Source organism: Pseudomonas sp. KU26590 (assembly GCF_026153515.1).
Classification (GTDB): Bacteria; Pseudomonadota; Gammaproteobacteria; order Pseudomonadales; family Pseudomonadaceae; genus Aquipseudomonas.
The window spans coordinates 2,784,861-2,799,909 of record NZ_CP110644.1 but is presented as its reverse complement, the minus strand read 5'-3'; the positions used below and the strand labels follow the sequence as shown (position 1 = coordinate 2,799,909).

Annotated in this window: 10 protein-coding genes; 5 read left to right on the top strand and 5 right to left on the bottom strand. The window is 62.7% G+C overall.

Features of this window, described 5'->3' with window-relative positions; translation table 11 throughout:
- Nucleotides 1–19: 19 nt before the first annotated feature.
- Nucleotides 20–169 (top strand): hypothetical protein, encoded by a 150-nt coding sequence (locus OKW98_RS12310; protein ID WP_265389398.1) that lies wholly within the window; start codon nt 20–22, stop codon nt 167–169.
- 1,581 nt (nt 170–1,750) lie between these two features.
- Here OKW98_RS12310 and OKW98_RS12305 read toward each other — a convergent pair.
- From OKW98_RS12305 to OKW98_RS12295, 3 genes are all read right to left on the bottom strand, one after another.
- Nucleotides 1,751–2,182, bottom strand: coding sequence for a RidA family protein (locus OKW98_RS12305; protein WP_265389397.1), 432 nt, complete (start codon nt 2,180–2,182; stop codon nt 1,751–1,753).
- Nucleotides 2,183–2,260: 78 nt separating this feature from the next.
- On the bottom strand, nt 2,261–3,445 hold the full coding sequence (locus tag OKW98_RS12300; RefSeq protein ID WP_265389396.1) for a DUF2252 domain-containing protein: 1,185 nt from the start codon (nt 3,443–3,445) through the stop codon (nt 2,261–2,263).
- A 117-nt stretch (nt 3,446–3,562) separates the two neighbouring features.
- The gene (locus tag OKW98_RS12295) at nt 3,563–6,448 is read right to left on the bottom strand and encodes an EAL domain-containing protein (RefSeq protein ID WP_265389395.1); all 2,886 of its coding nucleotides are present in this window, start codon (nt 6,446–6,448) and stop codon (nt 3,563–3,565) included.
- Between the two features lie 322 nt (nt 6,449–6,770).
- Here OKW98_RS12295 and OKW98_RS12290 point away from each other — a divergent pair, with 322 nt between their 5' ends.
- From OKW98_RS12290 to OKW98_RS12275, 4 genes are all read left to right on the top strand, one after another.
- On the top strand, nt 6,771–7,835 hold the full coding sequence (locus OKW98_RS12290; protein ID WP_265389394.1) for an NAD(P)-dependent alcohol dehydrogenase: 1,065 nt from the start codon (nt 6,771–6,773) through the stop codon (nt 7,833–7,835).
- A gap of 392 nt (nt 7,836–8,227) precedes the next feature.
- Nucleotides 8,228–8,899 (top strand): (2Fe-2S)-binding protein, encoded by a 672-nt coding sequence (locus OKW98_RS12285; protein WP_265389393.1) that lies wholly within the window; start codon nt 8,228–8,230, stop codon nt 8,897–8,899.
- A complete protein-coding gene (locus OKW98_RS12280) occupies nt 8,899–9,882 on the top strand; it encodes an FAD binding domain-containing protein (RefSeq protein ID WP_265389392.1) in 984 nt (327 codons plus the stop codon). Before OKW98_RS12285 ends, OKW98_RS12280 begins: the two co-directional genes overlap by 1 nt.
- A 14-nt stretch (nt 9,883–9,896) precedes the next feature.
- Entirely contained in the window at nt 9,897–12,128 is a 2,232-nt protein-coding gene (locus OKW98_RS12275) for a xanthine dehydrogenase family protein molybdopterin-binding subunit (protein ID WP_265389391.1), read from the top strand.
- A gap of 316 nt (nt 12,129–12,444) precedes the next feature.
- Here OKW98_RS12275 and xylB read toward each other — a convergent pair whose 3' ends face one another.
- Both xylB and OKW98_RS12265 read right to left on the bottom strand, forming a co-directional pair.
- Nucleotides 12,445–13,929, bottom strand: coding sequence for a xylulokinase (xylB, locus tag OKW98_RS12270; protein ID WP_265389390.1), 1,485 nt, complete (start codon nt 13,927–13,929; stop codon nt 12,445–12,447).
- 117 nt (nt 13,930–14,046) lie between these two features.
- Nucleotides 14,047–15,045, bottom strand: a complete 999-nt coding sequence (locus OKW98_RS12265; protein ID WP_265389389.1) for a LacI family DNA-binding transcriptional regulator — start codon at nt 15,043–15,045, stop codon at nt 14,047–14,049.
- Between the last annotated feature and the right edge of the window lie 4 nt (nt 15,046–15,049).

Below are 15,049 nucleotides of genomic sequence, written 5' to 3'. Positions count from 1 at the left end.
ACCCTTTCTGGAGCCAATAATGGCTCAACAAATCACACGTGCGCCAATTTACCAGCAAGCGGTCGGGCCGGTTCGCCTGTTATGGGGTTTCTCACATGATTTCCAGCCGATGACCGGAAACCCGAGCAAGAAGGATCAGCTGAACCCGAATGTGTGGGACCGGCTTTAGCCGGGAAGGCGTCAGGCAGTCACACCGCAAAATTGATGGTGGACAGACTGGCCTCTTCCCGGCTGAAGCCGGTCCTACCAGAAGACCGCAAGCACGCAGCGGAATTGGCAGACCTCGACTGTAGGACCGGCTTTAGCCGGGAAGGCGACGGCAGTCACACCGCAAAATTGATGGTGGACAGACTGGCCTCTTCCCGGCTGAAGCCGGTCCCACTAATCGACCGCGTACTCATTGTGGGACCGGCTTTAGCCGGGAAGACGTCAGGCGTCACGCTACAAAATTGATGGTGCTCATAAGGGCCTCTTCCCGGCTGAAGCCGGTCCCACTAATCGACCGCGTACTCATTGTGGGACCGGCTTTAGCCGGGAAGGCGTCAGGCAGTTACACCGCAAAATTGATGGTGGACAGACTGGCCTCTTCCCGGCTGAAGCCGGTCCCACTAATCGACCGCGTACTCATTGTGGGACCGGCTTTAGCCGGGAAGACGTCAGGCAGTCACACCGCAAAATTGATGGTGGACAGACTGGCCTCTTCCCGGCTGAAGCCGGTCCCACTAATCGACCGCGTGCTCATAGTGGGACTGGCTTTAGCCGGGAAGACGTCAGGCGTCACGCTACAAAATTGATGGTGCTCATAAGGGCCTCTTCCCGGCTGAAGCCGGTCCCACTAATCGACCGCGTACTCGTTGTAGGACCGGCTTTAGCCGGGAAGGCGACGGCAGTCACACCGCAAAATTGATGGTGGACAGACTGGCCTCTTCCCGGCTGAAGCCGGTCCCACTAATCGACCGCGTACTCGTTGTAGGACCGGCTTTAGCCGGGAAGGCGACGGCAGTCACACCGCAAAATTGATGGTGGACAGACTGGCCTCTTCCCGGCTGAAGCCGGTCCCACTAATCGACCGCGTACTCATTGTGGGACCGGCTTTAGCCGGGAAGGCGTCAGGCGCGACGCTGCAGAATTGATGGTGTTCATAGGGGCCTCTTCCCGGCTGAAGCCGGTCCCACTAATCGACCGCGTGCTCATAGTGGGACCGGCTTTAGCCGGGAAGACGTCAGGCGTCACGCTACAAAATTGATGGTGCTCATAAGGGCCTCTTCCCGGCTGAAGCCGGTCCCACTAATCGACCGCGTACTCGTTGTAGGACCGGCTTTAGCCGGGAAGGCGTCAGGCGCGACGCTGCGGAATTGATGGTGTTCATAGGGGCCTCTTCCCGGCTGAAGCCGGTCCCACTAATCGACCGCGTACTCATTGTGGGACCGGCTTTAGCCGGGAAGGCGTCAGGCGCGACGCTGCAGAATTGATGGTGCTCATAAGGGCCTCTTCCCGGCTGAAGCCGGTCCCACTAATCGACCGCGTGCTCATAGTGGGACCGGCTTTAGCCGGGAAGACGTCGGTAGTCACGCTGCGGAAGTGATGGTGTTCATAGGGGCGTCTTCCCGGCTGAAGCCGGTCCCACTAATCGACCGCGTACTCGTTGTAGGACCGGCTTTAGCCGGGAAGACGTCGGTAGTCACACTGATGAATTGATGGTGCACGCACCGGCCTCTTCCCGGCTGAAGCCGGTCCTACTAAAAACCGGTCAGTCTCTGGGCATAAGCGCCGCTACCGCTTCGATCTCGATCAACATCCCGTCCAGCGCCAGGCGTGGGACCGGGATCAGTGTGCACACCGGCATCATATTGCCGGCCCATGCGAGATCCGCCTGTTCGATCCACGTACGCAACCGTTCTCCCGAGTGATCAGCAATTAGCAGCGTCAGTTTGAAGATGTGCTGAAGGTCGGCCCCGCGCGATTGCAGGGCGGTGCGGACGTTGGCTATGGCTTGGGCTGCCTGATCGGCAAAGACCGGGGACAGCTGGCCTTGAGCATCCTCCCCGCCCTGCCCGGCGACGAACAGCCACTCGGTGCCCGGGCCGACGACGGCGAGGTGGGAATAGGCGTTGGGTGCGGGATCGTACAAGCCCGGTGGGTTGTACAACGTGAACGGAGCAGCAGCGAGGGTTGGTGTCATGGCAGTCATCCTGAACGCAAGAGCGCCCAGTCTCGAACCTCCACCTAAGTGGAGGTCAAGCGAGCGCCGCCGTTAGGATCAATTCTCCAGCGCATAGCGCCGGCAATGCTCCAGATAGCCCTGCTCGTGGCTGCCCACCAGATGCACAACGTTGCTCCACAGCCACGAGGGCGCGTCCAGGGTCTGCGAGCGGTTGAGCTGCAAGTCCCGCATCCAGGATGAGCGGGTGGCGAGGTCCATCTGGCGGGCGTGGGCCAGGCCGACGACGCGGGCCAGGTAACCGGCGGCTTTCATGGCTTCGCGTTCGCTCAGTTGATCGAGCTCGAGCTTCATGTCTTGGGGCAGCAGTTCGCGGACGAAGAAGCCGTGATCCAGCATGCGCGTGGCGATCATTCGGTTGCCGAGTCCCGGCGACAGATGCCGAGCGCCTTCCACCACGCGCTTGCCGTTATCCCGGGGCATGCCCGCGCGCGGGGTGCGCGGCGCGGCGGCAGCGACGGCTTCCTTGACGTCGAGCAGGCAATATTCCTGATCTTCATCGTCGCCCACGCTCAACAGGACCGCATAGCGCAGCAGGCCCAGCGAGCTGCAACCCTTCACCCAGTAAGCGCAGTCGAGCATCTCGACGCGGTCATCCTTCGACCGGCCTTTGAGCGAGGTGACCAGCGAGTGAATCTCCGGCGTCGCGCACAGTTCTTTCAGGGCATGACGCTCATCGCGGGACAACGACCAGAAATGCTTGCCCAGCGGAATGGTCGGCCGCGTGTCTTCGATGCGCTCCTGGGCAAGATGCTTCCAGGTCCTTTGAACGGCGCTGCGCATCCCCGCCTTCACCTGCGCCGGGCGCGCGGGCTCTTCATCGTCGCCGTCTTCGAACGCCAGCTCGTAGCCCTGCATCATCTCTTCGAGCATTCTAGCGGTGGCGACGCCCGGCAGATCAGAGCCCCGGGCAGCAGTGGCCAGGGAGAGCGCCAGACGCACCAAGTCGTGGGCCGGGTTGCCAATCACGGTCTGATCCAGATCGCGAATGTGAATGTCGATGCGCCCTTTCAAATCCCCGGTCGGGCCGAGGTTACCCGCGTGACAGTCACCGCAGATCCACACCGGAGGGCCGCTGGGCAGGCGCCGACCGGACTGGCTGTGCAGCCATTCGTAAAACTGCACCGTGCTGCCGCGCACATACGCATGGGCGGAACGGGCCATTTTCAGGTTACGCAGCTCGTTGAGCGGCTTGAGGCGTGCGGTGGGTCGAGGGGTCTTCATGAACAATTCTTTGCAGGGAGATGTAGCGTTGACTCGCCGCGAGGGAAAATGTTGCGGAATGTTTCACGATATCGCGACGGCCGACCTCAATCACCCCGGTTGCCGGAACGTCTTGTCTTACAGCAATGCGCTCAAGTCCAGCTCGTCCTGGGGCACCGGCATCGAAAAGTAGTAACCCTGGGCCTGACCGGCGCCCATTTCCCGCAGCAGCTCCAGGGTCGCGGCGTCTTCAACACCTTCTGCCACCACCGTCAGCCCCAGGGATTCGGCCATCCGCACAATGGCGCGAACAATGGCCCGGCTGCGGGAACTGGCGGTCAGTTCCAGAATGAATGACTTGTCGATTTTCAGGCCGCTGAAGTGGTACTGGTGCACGTAACTGAGGGATGAAAAACCTGCGCCGAAATCATCCAGGACCACCGACACGCCGTTATCCGCCAGGTGCTTCATGGCCTGACGCGCCAGCTCGGGTTCGGCCACCAGCGCGCCTTCGGTGAGTTCCAGGCAGATGCGCGACGGCGCAACAGCGTGCTGGCTCAGCAGACCCAGGACTTCGCTGGAAAATTCCGGGCGGGTAATGCTGTAACTGGAGCAGTTGACGTGCACCGTCGGCCAATGCGCGTGATCGGGATGGGCGAGGATCACCACCACCTGCTGCAGCATGTACAGGTCCAGACGGCCGATCAGGCGCAGGCCTTCCAGCGCCGGCAGAAATTCACCCGGCGCGACAATCCGACCATCGGCCTGGCGCCAGCGAATCAGCGCTTCGAGGGCCAGAGTCCGGCCGCTGGCCACGTCGATGATCGGCTGGAAATACGGCACAAGCTCATCGGTGCATTTGAGAGCGTTGCGCAGCGCGGTCTCCTGCTCCATCTGGTCGGACACTTCGCGGCGCACTTCCTGGTTGAACACCGCGTAGCTGTCGCGCCCGGCGTTCTTGACCCGGTACATGGCGGTGTCGGCGTCGCGAAGTAAATCCGCCGGCTCGCTGTGAAACTGCAGGTCGGCGCCCACCACGCCGATGCTGCACGACGAAAACACCGCGTGGCCGTCGATGTAGAACGGCACGTCGAAGGCCAGCAGGATGCGCTCGGCGATCGCCACAGTGACGTCCGGCGGCGCGGCGTAGGCCAGCACCGCAAATTCATCACCGCCCAGCCGAGCGAGCAAGTCGCTGTCGCGCATGCAGTGGCGCAAGCGGTCGGCGGCCTGGATCAGCAACAAATCGCCCGAGTGATGGCCGAGGCTGTCGTTGACCATCTTGAAGCGGTCGAGGTCGATGAACATCACCGCCAGCTCCTCGCCTTTGTCACAGAAATCCTGCCACGCGACTTTCAGCCGCTGCTGCAGATAACTGCGATTGGGCAAGCCGGTCAGCGCGTCGTGGGCGTTTTCGTGCTGCAGCTTGGCGTTGGCGTAGTCCAGCTCACGAGTGCGGTCCTGAACCCGCGCTTCCAGGCGCAGATTGGCGGTGTGAATGGCCTCGGCGGCGCTGCGCCGGGACAGCGCCGTATCGATATGGCGTGACACGAAGGTCAGCAGCTCCTGATCGCGCAACGAGTAGCTGACATGGGAGGTGTAGCTCTGCACTGCCAGCACACCACGCACCACGTTGCCGTCGAACAACGGAATCCCCAGCCACGAACTGGACCGATTGACCTCATTGTGCAGGGTGATTTCACCGATGCTTTCCAGCCAGCGCGCCTCGGTCCCGTCGATCAGGCACGCCCGGCGCTGGCGAATGACGTATTCGGTAAAGCCGCGCTCGCCACGGCGCGGATCCGGGCGGCGGGTCAGGCGTTCGTCCACGTAGTACGGGAAGGTCACCTCGCCGGTGGCATCGTCGAATAGCGCGATATAGAAGTTAAGCGCAAATAAGAGCTCGCCGACGATGCCGTGCAGGCTTTTGAACAAGTCGGTCATGTCACCGGGCTGGCTGGACAACTCGGTGATCTGGAACAGCGCGCTCTGCAAGTGTTCGGCGCGTTCGCGGTCGGCCACTTCGTTGCGCAGGGCGTCGTTCAGGCGAGACAGCTCGAGGGTGCGGCGGGCGACGGTTTCTTCCAGTTGCACGCGGTGCAGAATCCGGTCCAGGGCCATCGCCACGTGGCGAGCCACCACCAGAAACAACTCCTGATCTTCGACGCTGTAGACCCGGGCGACGTCGTAGACCTGCATCGCCAGCATGCCGAAAACGTCGTCGGAGGCGTTTTTCAGCGGCGCGCCCATCCAGAATTCGGGGCGATGGCCCACGCAATGAAAGCGGTCCAGCGCCCGCGCCCGCTCGATGGCGGCGGCATCGACGAACAGCGCCTGCTCGGTGGTCAGCACATAACCGGTCATGGACAGCCGCGCGGGATCGAGAAACTCGTAGGTTTCCGCTTCGAGGGCGTCGACGTCGGTGATGTCGATGTAGTACGGGTAAGTGATCTTGCCGCTGTGGCTTTCGTACAGCGCCAGGTAGAAGTTTTCCGCGTCGATCAGGGTGGAAAGCTGTTTGTGCACGCCCTGCAAAAACGCCGAGCGGTCACGGGTGGAGCTTGCCAGGTAGGTGATTTCATAGAGCACCCGCTGGGTCGCCTGGGCCCGCGCCAGCGCATCGGTTTGCAGGCGCAGGCCGAGACGTCCGGCCAGCTCGGCGAAAAACGGATCGCCTGCGTGCGCGTCCGGCATCAACAACCAGCCCAGGGCGGACTCGCCATGACCGGTCACCCAGCGCTGCAAATGGTGCTTGCGGCAGTAGCCGTCGAAGTCTTCACGGGGTATCAGCGTTGGCCAGCCCATGGCCGAACTGCCCTGCCCCAGCAGGTGCATTTGCTGGCCGGCACGGTAAGCGGCCCAGCCCAACTCCGGCGCAGCCTGGCGCGCGGCGCGCAACAAGGCGTCCAGCGAATTCTCCCCGGTCACTCCACCCAAGGCCAGCGCGCCGTTATCACCGGGTGCAGAGACCCGCACGTCGGCAATCGGCGTGTGCCCGGAGAGGGTCGAAAGGGGGGAATTCATAGGCGCTCCATTGCCAGCGTCAGACTGCGCTATCTTCATGGGGTGTGACAGAAGGTTGCAAGCGGCATATTCGCATACGCGGTCTATTCGCGACGAAAAAACCGAATTCCACGACATTAATTGCAATTACCCGCCGTACGGCCCTATAGCGGTCTGCAAAGTGAAAGATTTAACCCCGCACTCTGTTTACACAGTCCGCTCACACAGCTTGTCAGAGAGCCCGGCAGCGACGGTTTCATGTTACGGCATTGACCTTTGAGCGCCCTCGCCTGTCACTGAATACTGTCACCCGTCTTTTTGCCCCACTGGAGATGATCACCCAATGATCAAGACTTACAGCTACGCCGCGCAAAAATCCACCGACAAACTGGCTCCGTTTCAGATCGAGCGTCGCGACCCGGGCGCCGATGACGTGCAGATCGACATCCTGTTCTGCGGCGTCTGCCACTCGGACCTGCACACCGCGCGCAACGAATGGCACAACACCCTGTATCCGTCGGTACCGGGCCACGAGATTGTCGGCAAGGTCACCGCAGTCGGCGCCAACGTCACCCACTTCAAGGTCGGCGACCTGGCCGGTGTCGGCTGCATGGTCGACAGCTGCCAGCACTGCGCGTCCTGCGCGGAAGGCGAAGAGCAATACTGCGAAAACGGCTTCACCGGCACTTACAACGGCCCGGTGTTTGGCGGTGAGAACACCCACGGTGGCTACTCCGACAAGATCGTGGTGAAAGAAAAATTCGTCCTGAAGATTTCCCACAGCGACAATCTGGCCGCCGTCGCCCCGCTGCTGTGCGCCGGGATCACCACCTACTCGCCGCTGCACCACTGGAAAGTCGGCCCGGGCAAGAAGGTCGGCGTCGTCGGGCTGGGCGGCCTCGGTCACATGGCGGTGAAGATCGCCCACGCCATGGGCGCCCACGTGGTGCTGTTCACTACCTCGCCGAACAAGCGTGAAGACGGCCTGCGCCTGGGCGCCGATGAAGTCATCGTCTCGAAAAACGCTGATGAAATGGCCACCCAGACCAATCAGCTCGATTTCATCCTCAACACCGTGGCGGCGCCGCACAATCTCGATCCGTTCCTGAACCTGCTCAAGCGTGACGGCACCATGACCCTGGTAGGCGCGCCGGATCAGCCGCACCCGTCGCCAGGCGTGTTCAACCTGATCTTCAAACGCCGTAGCCTCGCCGGCTCGCTCATCGGCGGGATTCAGGAAACCCAGGAAATGCTGGATTTCTGCGCCAAGCACGGCATCGTCTCCGACATCGAGATGATCCACATGAAGGACATCAACGAAGCGTACGAGCGCATGATCAAGGGTGACGTGAAGTACCGCTTTGTCATCGACATGGCGACCCTGAAAGAAGAAGCGTCAGCCGCCTGATGCCTGGGGTTCCCGGGTGCGGTTTCGCCGCCCCGGGCACTCGTAACATTCTGTGATTTTTCCGCTCGTGAAATATCCGCAACCATCCCCCGGTGCTTCGGTCACAACCCTTGAGTCATGGCCAGCTCCGCCTGCTTTTGCTGATCCCGTCAAGGCGCCAGCCCTCGCTGCTGACACAAGCGCCACGGATTAGAGAGAACGACTCACCAGTGCATGCACGGATTCAACTGAATGCAGTGCGTGCGCATTGGTTATCGTTTAAGGCTGCCGTCACCTTGAAGACTGCCGTTAACTCCAGCCATACCGGATGCCGTTCCACCTGTCGTCCCTGCCCGCGCGTCCGCCCACCGTCGGCCGCCAGGTCTGACCCAACGCTGACGAGGAACCCGTACATGACCGATCAGCCTGATCGCCCCAATAAAGAAGAACCGTCTTGTGACCTCAAGACCTTCACCGCCCCTTCCCGCCGCAACTTTCTCAAATCCATCGGCGTGTCCAGCCTCGCTGCCGCAACGGCGCCGATCTGGACCCAGGCGCTGGAAGCCCAGGCCGCTGTCGCCGATGACCTCGACCCGCCTGCGGCCGACGAGCGGCGCATGACCCTGAAGGTCAACGGCCAGGCCCACACGCTTAACCTGCCGGCCAACGCCGCGCTGCTGGATGTGTTGCGTGATCGTCTGCAACTCACCGGCACCAAGAAAGGCTGCGACCACGGCCAGTGCGGCGCCTGCACGGTTCACGTGAATGGCGTGGCGATCAATTCGTGCCTGTCCCTCGCAGCCATGCACGAAGGCGACGACATCACCACCATCGAAGGCCTGGCGCAGAACGGCAAGTTGCACCCGGTGCAGGAAGCCTTCTGGGAACACGACGCCTACCAGTGCGGCTATTGCACCTCCGGGCAGATCATGAGCGCGGCGGCGTTGTTGAAAGACAAGAACATCGGCACCGACGATCACAGCGTGCGCGAAGCCATGAGCGGCAACATCTGCCGCTGCGGCGCGTACAAGAACATCCTCGCGGCGATCCAGTCGGCGCGCATCAAAGTCCAGGAGGTGAGCTGATGAGAGCCTTTGATTACGTGCGCGCCAACAGTGTCGAACAGGCCGTGGCGACCCACGCGAAAAGCCCGACCACCTTCTTCCTCGCCGGCGGCACGACATTGCTTGACTTGGTCAAGCTCGACATCATGCCGGCCGATGAGGTGATCGACGTCAATCACCTCTCCCTCAAGCAGATTGAGGTGCAGAATGACGGCAGCGTGCGCATCGGTGCGCTGGTCAGCAATACCGAACTGGCCCATCACGCGCACATCGTCGAGCACTATGCCGTGCTGTCCCAGGCGTTGCTGTCCGGCGCCACCACTCAGTTGCGCAACAAGGCCACGACGGCCGGTAACGTGATGCAACGGGTGCGCTGCAACTATTTCCGCGACGGTTATTCGCCCTGCAACAAGCGCGAACCGGGCTCAGGTTGCGCCGCTATCGACGGGCACAATCGCAGCGTGCACGCCGTACTCGGCACCAGCGACCAGTGCATCGCCTCTCATCCTTCGGACATGTGCGTGGCGATGGTCGCCATTGGCGCGACGGTCGAGGTGCAGGGTCCGAAGGGAAAGCGCAGTGTTGATTTCGCTGATTTCCACCTGCTGCCCGGCGCGACGCCGTGGAAAGAACACGCGCTGCTGGACGATGAGTTGATCACCCACGTGGTGCTCTCTGCACCCATGGCCGGCAATAAGTCCGCTTACCTGAAGCTGCGTGACCGCGCCTCTTACCAGTTCGCCCTGGCGTCCAGCGCCGTGATCGTCGTCATGGACGGCAACACCGTGCGTGACGCGCGGGTGGCGCTGGGCGGCGTCGGCACCAAACCCTGGCGGTCGGTCGAAGCCGAGCAGGCGTTGAAGGGCCAGACCCTCACGCCGCAGACCCTCGAGAAAGTCGCCGCCATCGCCCTCAAGGGCGCCAAAGCCTATCGCCACAACGCCTACAAGATCGCGTTGGGGCAGCAGGCCATCGTGCGCAACCTTGGCACCTTGAACGCCTGACCGGAGGATTCACCATGACGGATGCAATGATTGGCTCGGCACCCCGCCGCATTGATGGCCAGCGTAAGGTCACCGGCAGCGCGATGTACGCGTCCGACCACCACCTGAAAAATATGGCCTACGGCTACGGCGTGTTCAGCACCGTGGCCAGCGGCAAGATCACCGGCCTTGAACTGGACGCCGCGCGAAAATCGCCGGGCGTGCTGGAGATTCTGCACCACGGCAACTTCCCGTCGCTTTATCACAACTCGACGCTGCCGATGTCCTTCGCGCAGATCCTCAAGGCGGCCAAGTCCGATGAAAGCCGCCTGCCGTTCGAAGACGACACAGTGCATTACGCCGGGCAGTTCGTTGCGCTGGTGGTGGCTGATACCTTCGAGCACGCGCGCGCCGCCGCTTACAAAATCAAAGTCAGCTACAGCAAAACCGACGCCGTGGCGAACCTCGAACAGGGCCTGAAAGCCGGCTCGCTACAGGACGGCAGCCCGAACCACAGCCGGGGTGACGCCGCCGCTGCGTTCGACGGCGCGGCCCACAGCATCGACACCACCTATTCGACACCGGTGGAAACCCACAACCCGATGGAAATGCACGCCACCGTTGCCAGTTGGGAAGACGGCCGCCTGATTGTGTACGAGGCGACCCAAGGCGTGGTCGCCCACCGCAACTCCCTGGCGAAAATCTTCGGTCTGATCCCGGAGAAGGTCGAAGTGCGGGCGCCGTTCATTGGCTCCGGTTTCGGCAGCAAGTTGTGGATCTGGCCCCATTCGGTCGCCGCCTGCGGTGCTGCCAAGATGCTCAACCGCCCGGTGCAACTGGTCGTGCCACGCCAACAGATGTTCACCACCACCGGCCATCGCCCGGAAACCCGTCAGCGCATGCGTCTGGCCACCGATGACAAGGGCAAGCTGGTGTCGGTGCGCCATGAGTCGATCAATACGACGTCCTTCACCGACCCGTACAAGGAAAACTGCGGCACCTCGACCAAGAGCCTCTACAGCTGCGCGAACGTACTGGTCACCCACAAGATCATCGAGGTCAATCGCGGCACGCCGACCTCCATGCGCGCGCCCGGTGCAGCGCCAGGGCTGTTCGCCCTGGAATCGGCCATTGACGAGATGGCGGAAAAAGTCGGCATGGACCCGCTTGAATTCCGCAAGCTCAACGTGTCCGAGCGCGACGAGAGCCAGAACTTGCCGTGGTCGAGCAATCATCTGCAGGAGTGCATCGACAAGGCCGCCGAGCGCTTCGGCTGGAGCCAACGCAACCGGGTGCCGGGCTCGATGAAAGACGGCACCGAGGTCATCGGTTACGGCATGGCCGCTTGTAACTGGGACGCCTATCGCACCCCCGCCGAAGCGCAAGTCGCGCTGCGCGCCGATGGCACGGCCTGGGCCATATGTGGTGTGCAGGACATCGGCACCGGCACCTACACCATCGTCGCCCAGGTGGTCAGCAGCATCACCGGCATCCCGCTGGACAAGATCGACGTCGAGCTGGGCAATTCGTCGTTCCCGCCGGCGCCAGTGTCGGGCGGATCGTGGGCGACGGCGAGCGTGCTGCCAGCCATCGCCGAAGCCACCCGCCAGGCCGTTGAACAGTTGAAGGCGTTTGCGACCGCGCCCAAGGGCGTGTTTGCCGGCGTCAAGGCTGATCAGGTGAGCTTCGAGCAGGGCCAGTTGAAAAGCGGTGACAAGACGTTTGCGATCGCCGATGTGCTGAAGGCGCAGAAGCAGGGCAGTGCCTTCGGTGAAGCGAAAACCGGCATGAACGACACCAGCAAGCACTCGTTCCGCTCCTTCGGCGTGCATTTCGTCGAAGTGCGCTGGGACCCGGGCATCTCGCGACTGCGCGTGTCGCGGGTGGTCAGTGCGATCGACGTGGGCAAGGTCATCAACCAGAAAACCGCGCTCAATCAGGTCGAGGGCGCGATCGTCATGGGCGTCGGCATGGCGCTGTTTGAAGCGACGGACTTCGACGAGCGCAACGGCATGCCGGTGAACAACAACTACGCCGAATACGTGGTGCCGGTGCACGCCGACCAGCCGGAGATTGACGTGATCCTGCTGGACTACCCGGACTTCGAGCTCAACGAGTTCGGCGCGCGCGGGATTGGCGAGATCGGCATCACCGGGCTTGCCGCGGCGGTGGCCAATGCTGTCTCACACGCCACCGGCAAACGCATTCGGGATTTGCCTATTACGCTGGATAAATTGATGGAGTTGCCGCCGACGATGAAGGTCTGAGCCGGAAACTCCAGCGCCCTGACTGTCCTCTTCCCGGCTAAAGCCGGTCCTACTCACCGCGTGCAGTCAGTAGGACCGGCTTTAGCCGGGAAGCCTTTGATTTCGATAGGCAGCGTCCAAACTGAGCGACATACGCAAAACCCAAGGAGCCGGCTTGCTGGCGAACGCGCTTTGTCAGGCGACACCTTCTGTTCTGACCCACCGCATTCGCCAGCAAGCCGGCTCCCACAGTAAATCTCGAAAGCGCCCGAAATCAGCGGCGAACGCAAACACTTGTGATCGTGCCCACGCTCTGCGTGGCATGCCGCACTGGACGTCAGGCACGCAATACTTGCGCGGCACCCAGCAAGCCTTTGAATTTCCCGTATCGCGCCTGCAACGCCCCCTGCACCGCCGGCATCGGCTGATAACGCGCCTTCACCGCCATCCCCCGCTTCAGCAACTCAGCCCCCTCCCCGATCGACAGAAAACCCAGCTTCGCCGCACCCATGCACGCGCTGAGTTCGCTGCCGTGTAAGGTGTACACCTCGCGATCAAGAATGTTGGCCAGCAGCTGTGCCCAGTATTCGCTGCGTGCCCCGCCGCCCACCAGCGCGCAGGCGTTGACCGTGGCGCCGGCGGACAGCGTGGCGTTCATTGCGTCCAGCAGTCCGAACCCAACACCCTCAAGTACCGCATAGCCCAACATCGCCGGCGTGCTGTCGTGGCCCAGGTTCATGAATCCGCCGCGCAGCAGCGGGTCGTTGTGCGGCGTGCGCTCGCCCGCGAGGTACGGCAGAAACAGCGGACTGGACACCGCCACCGGCTGATCGACCGGCAACCCAGCGTGAACCTGATCGAGCAACGCCTGCTCATCGGGCTGACCCAACAAGCGGGTGACCCAGCGCAGGCAGCTCGCCCCGGCCAGCATCGCGCCCATGGTGTACCAACGCTGCGGCAACGCGTGGCAGAAGCTGTGCACGGCGCTGGCCGGCTTGCCAGCCGGATGATCCGTGATCGCAACAATCGCCGCGCTGGTGCCGAGGGTGACGAACGCATCACCGGCGTTGATCGCGCCGATGCCTACCGCGGAAACCGGGTTGTCGCCACCGCCTGCGGCCACGGGCAGACCCAGCGGCAAGCCCAACGCATGCGCTGCCTCGGCACTCAGCCCGGCCGACGGTTGATCGGCCTCCAGCAACCGGGGCATCTGCTCGATGGTCAGCCCGGTGGCGTGGAGCATCGGCGCGTACCATTCGCGCTTCGCCACATCCAGCCACAACGTGCCGGCGGCGTCGGACATATCACTCACCTGCTCGCCGGTCAGCAGCAAACGCAGGTAATCCTTCGGCGACAGCACGCTGGCAATGCGCGCGAACACCTGCGGCTCGTGCTGCTGCATCCACACAAGCTTCGGCGCGGTGAGGCCGGCCATGGCCAGGCTGCCGGTGACTGCGGCGTAATCCGGGAAATCTTCGTTGAGCCGCGACGCTTCAACCACAGCGCGCGAATCGTCCCAGAGAATCGCCGGATACAGCACCTGCTCCGCCGCATCCAGAAGAACCGCGCCGTGCATCTGCCCCGACAGCCCGATGCAAGCCACCCGCGTCCACGCCTGGGGATTGGTTGCCCGCAACTGGCCCAGCGCCGACAGACAGGCCTGCCACCAGTCAGCCGGGTTCTGCTCCGACCAGCCCGACTGCCGTCGGCTGACCTCCACCCGCGCACCGGCCCGGGCCAGCACCTCGCCGTCGGCGTCCAGCAGAATAGCCTTGAGCTCGGACGTGCCGAGGTCGATGCCCAGGGAAACAAGCTGATTCATGAAAATCGGGTTCCTGAAAATTCGATGGCTGAAAACTCGGCGCTTGGAAGTTCGGTGCCTGGAAGTTCGGTGACTGGAAGCTCGGTGCCTGAAAATCCGGTGAATGGCAGCGGACGCTCAAAGGCACCCACACGAATTGCGAATGCGTAACGTCGGCGCCAGTCGCTCCGACAGTCGTTTGCCCTCGGGATCGTCGATGCGCTGCAACAGCAACTGCACCGCCCGCGCGCCCAGGGCCGGCACCGGCTGAGCGATCACGCTCAAGCGCGGCAGGAAAAAATCCGCCCAGTCGAAATCATCAAAACCCACCAGGGCCATGTGCTCGGGTACGCCAATGTTCGCTTCACGCAAGGCGTGCATCGCACCAATGGTCATCAGGTTATTCGCCGCCAGAATCGCCGTGGGCGGCGGGTTCAGGCGCAACAGCGCTGCTGTGGCGACCCGTGCCGATTCGCTGTTCGACTCGCCGTCGATCAGCAACTGCGGATCCCACGGCAGATCAGCGTCGACCAGCGCCTGCCGGTAGCCCTCGATCCGCTCCTCCGTCGTGCTCAGGCCGCGATGACCGGCGATCATGGCAATGCGCCGGTGACCGTGGCCGATCAGGTGCGTCACCAACTCAGCGGTGGACAGACGATTCTCGACGCCGACCTGATCGAAACCCTCGACCGCCATCCTGTCCACCAGCACGCTGGGAATCGCGTTGTTGCGCAGGTACGCCAACGCTGCCTGCTGCGGATCGCTGGACGGCGCGAGCAGAATGCCGTCCACACGTCGGTGGTGCAGCGCCTGAACCACGCGCAGTTCCTGGGCGGGATTGTCGTGGGTGTCGACGAACAACATCATGATGCCGTGGCGCGCGCATTCGGTTTCGATGGCGTGCACGGTTTCGCTGAAATAGTGGTTCGACAGCGCCGAGATCGCTACGCCGATGGTGTTGGTGCGCGAACGGGCCAGCGAGCGCGCCAGGGTGTTGGGGATGTAGCCCAAGTCCTGAACCGCCCGCTGCACCGCTTCCACCGTCTTGTCGCTGACCTTGCGCGTGCCGTTGAGCACGTGGGAAACGGTCGACGTCGATACCCGCGCCCGCTTCGCCACGTCTTCCATTTTGATCACTGCG

Excerpts from the sequence above, each read along its gene's own strand:
- OKW98_RS12310 (WP_265389398.1), top strand. The coding sequence starts at position 20 with ATGGCTCAACAAATCACACGTGCGCCAATTTACCAGCAAGCGGTCGGG.
- OKW98_RS12305 (WP_265389397.1), bottom strand. The coding sequence starts at position 2,182 with ATGACACCAACCCTCGCTGCTGCTCCGTTCACGTTGTACAACCCACCG.
- OKW98_RS12300 (WP_265389396.1), bottom strand. The coding sequence starts at position 3,445 with ATGAAGACCCCTCGACCCACCGCACGCCTCAAGCCGCTCAACGAGCTG.
- OKW98_RS12295 (WP_265389395.1), bottom strand. The coding sequence starts at position 6,448 with ATGAATTCCCCCCTTTCGACCCTCTCCGGGCACACGCCGATTGCCGAC.
- OKW98_RS12290 (WP_265389394.1), top strand. The coding sequence starts at position 6,771 with ATGATCAAGACTTACAGCTACGCCGCGCAAAAATCCACCGACAAACTG.
- OKW98_RS12285 (WP_265389393.1), top strand. The coding sequence starts at position 8,228 with ATGACCGATCAGCCTGATCGCCCCAATAAAGAAGAACCGTCTTGTGAC.
- OKW98_RS12280 (WP_265389392.1), top strand. The coding sequence starts at position 8,899 with ATGAGAGCCTTTGATTACGTGCGCGCCAACAGTGTCGAACAGGCCGTG.
- OKW98_RS12275 (WP_265389391.1), top strand. The coding sequence starts at position 9,897 with ATGACGGATGCAATGATTGGCTCGGCACCCCGCCGCATTGATGGCCAG.
- xylB (WP_265389390.1), bottom strand. The coding sequence starts at position 13,929 with ATGAATCAGCTTGTTTCCCTGGGCATCGACCTCGGCACGTCCGAGCTC.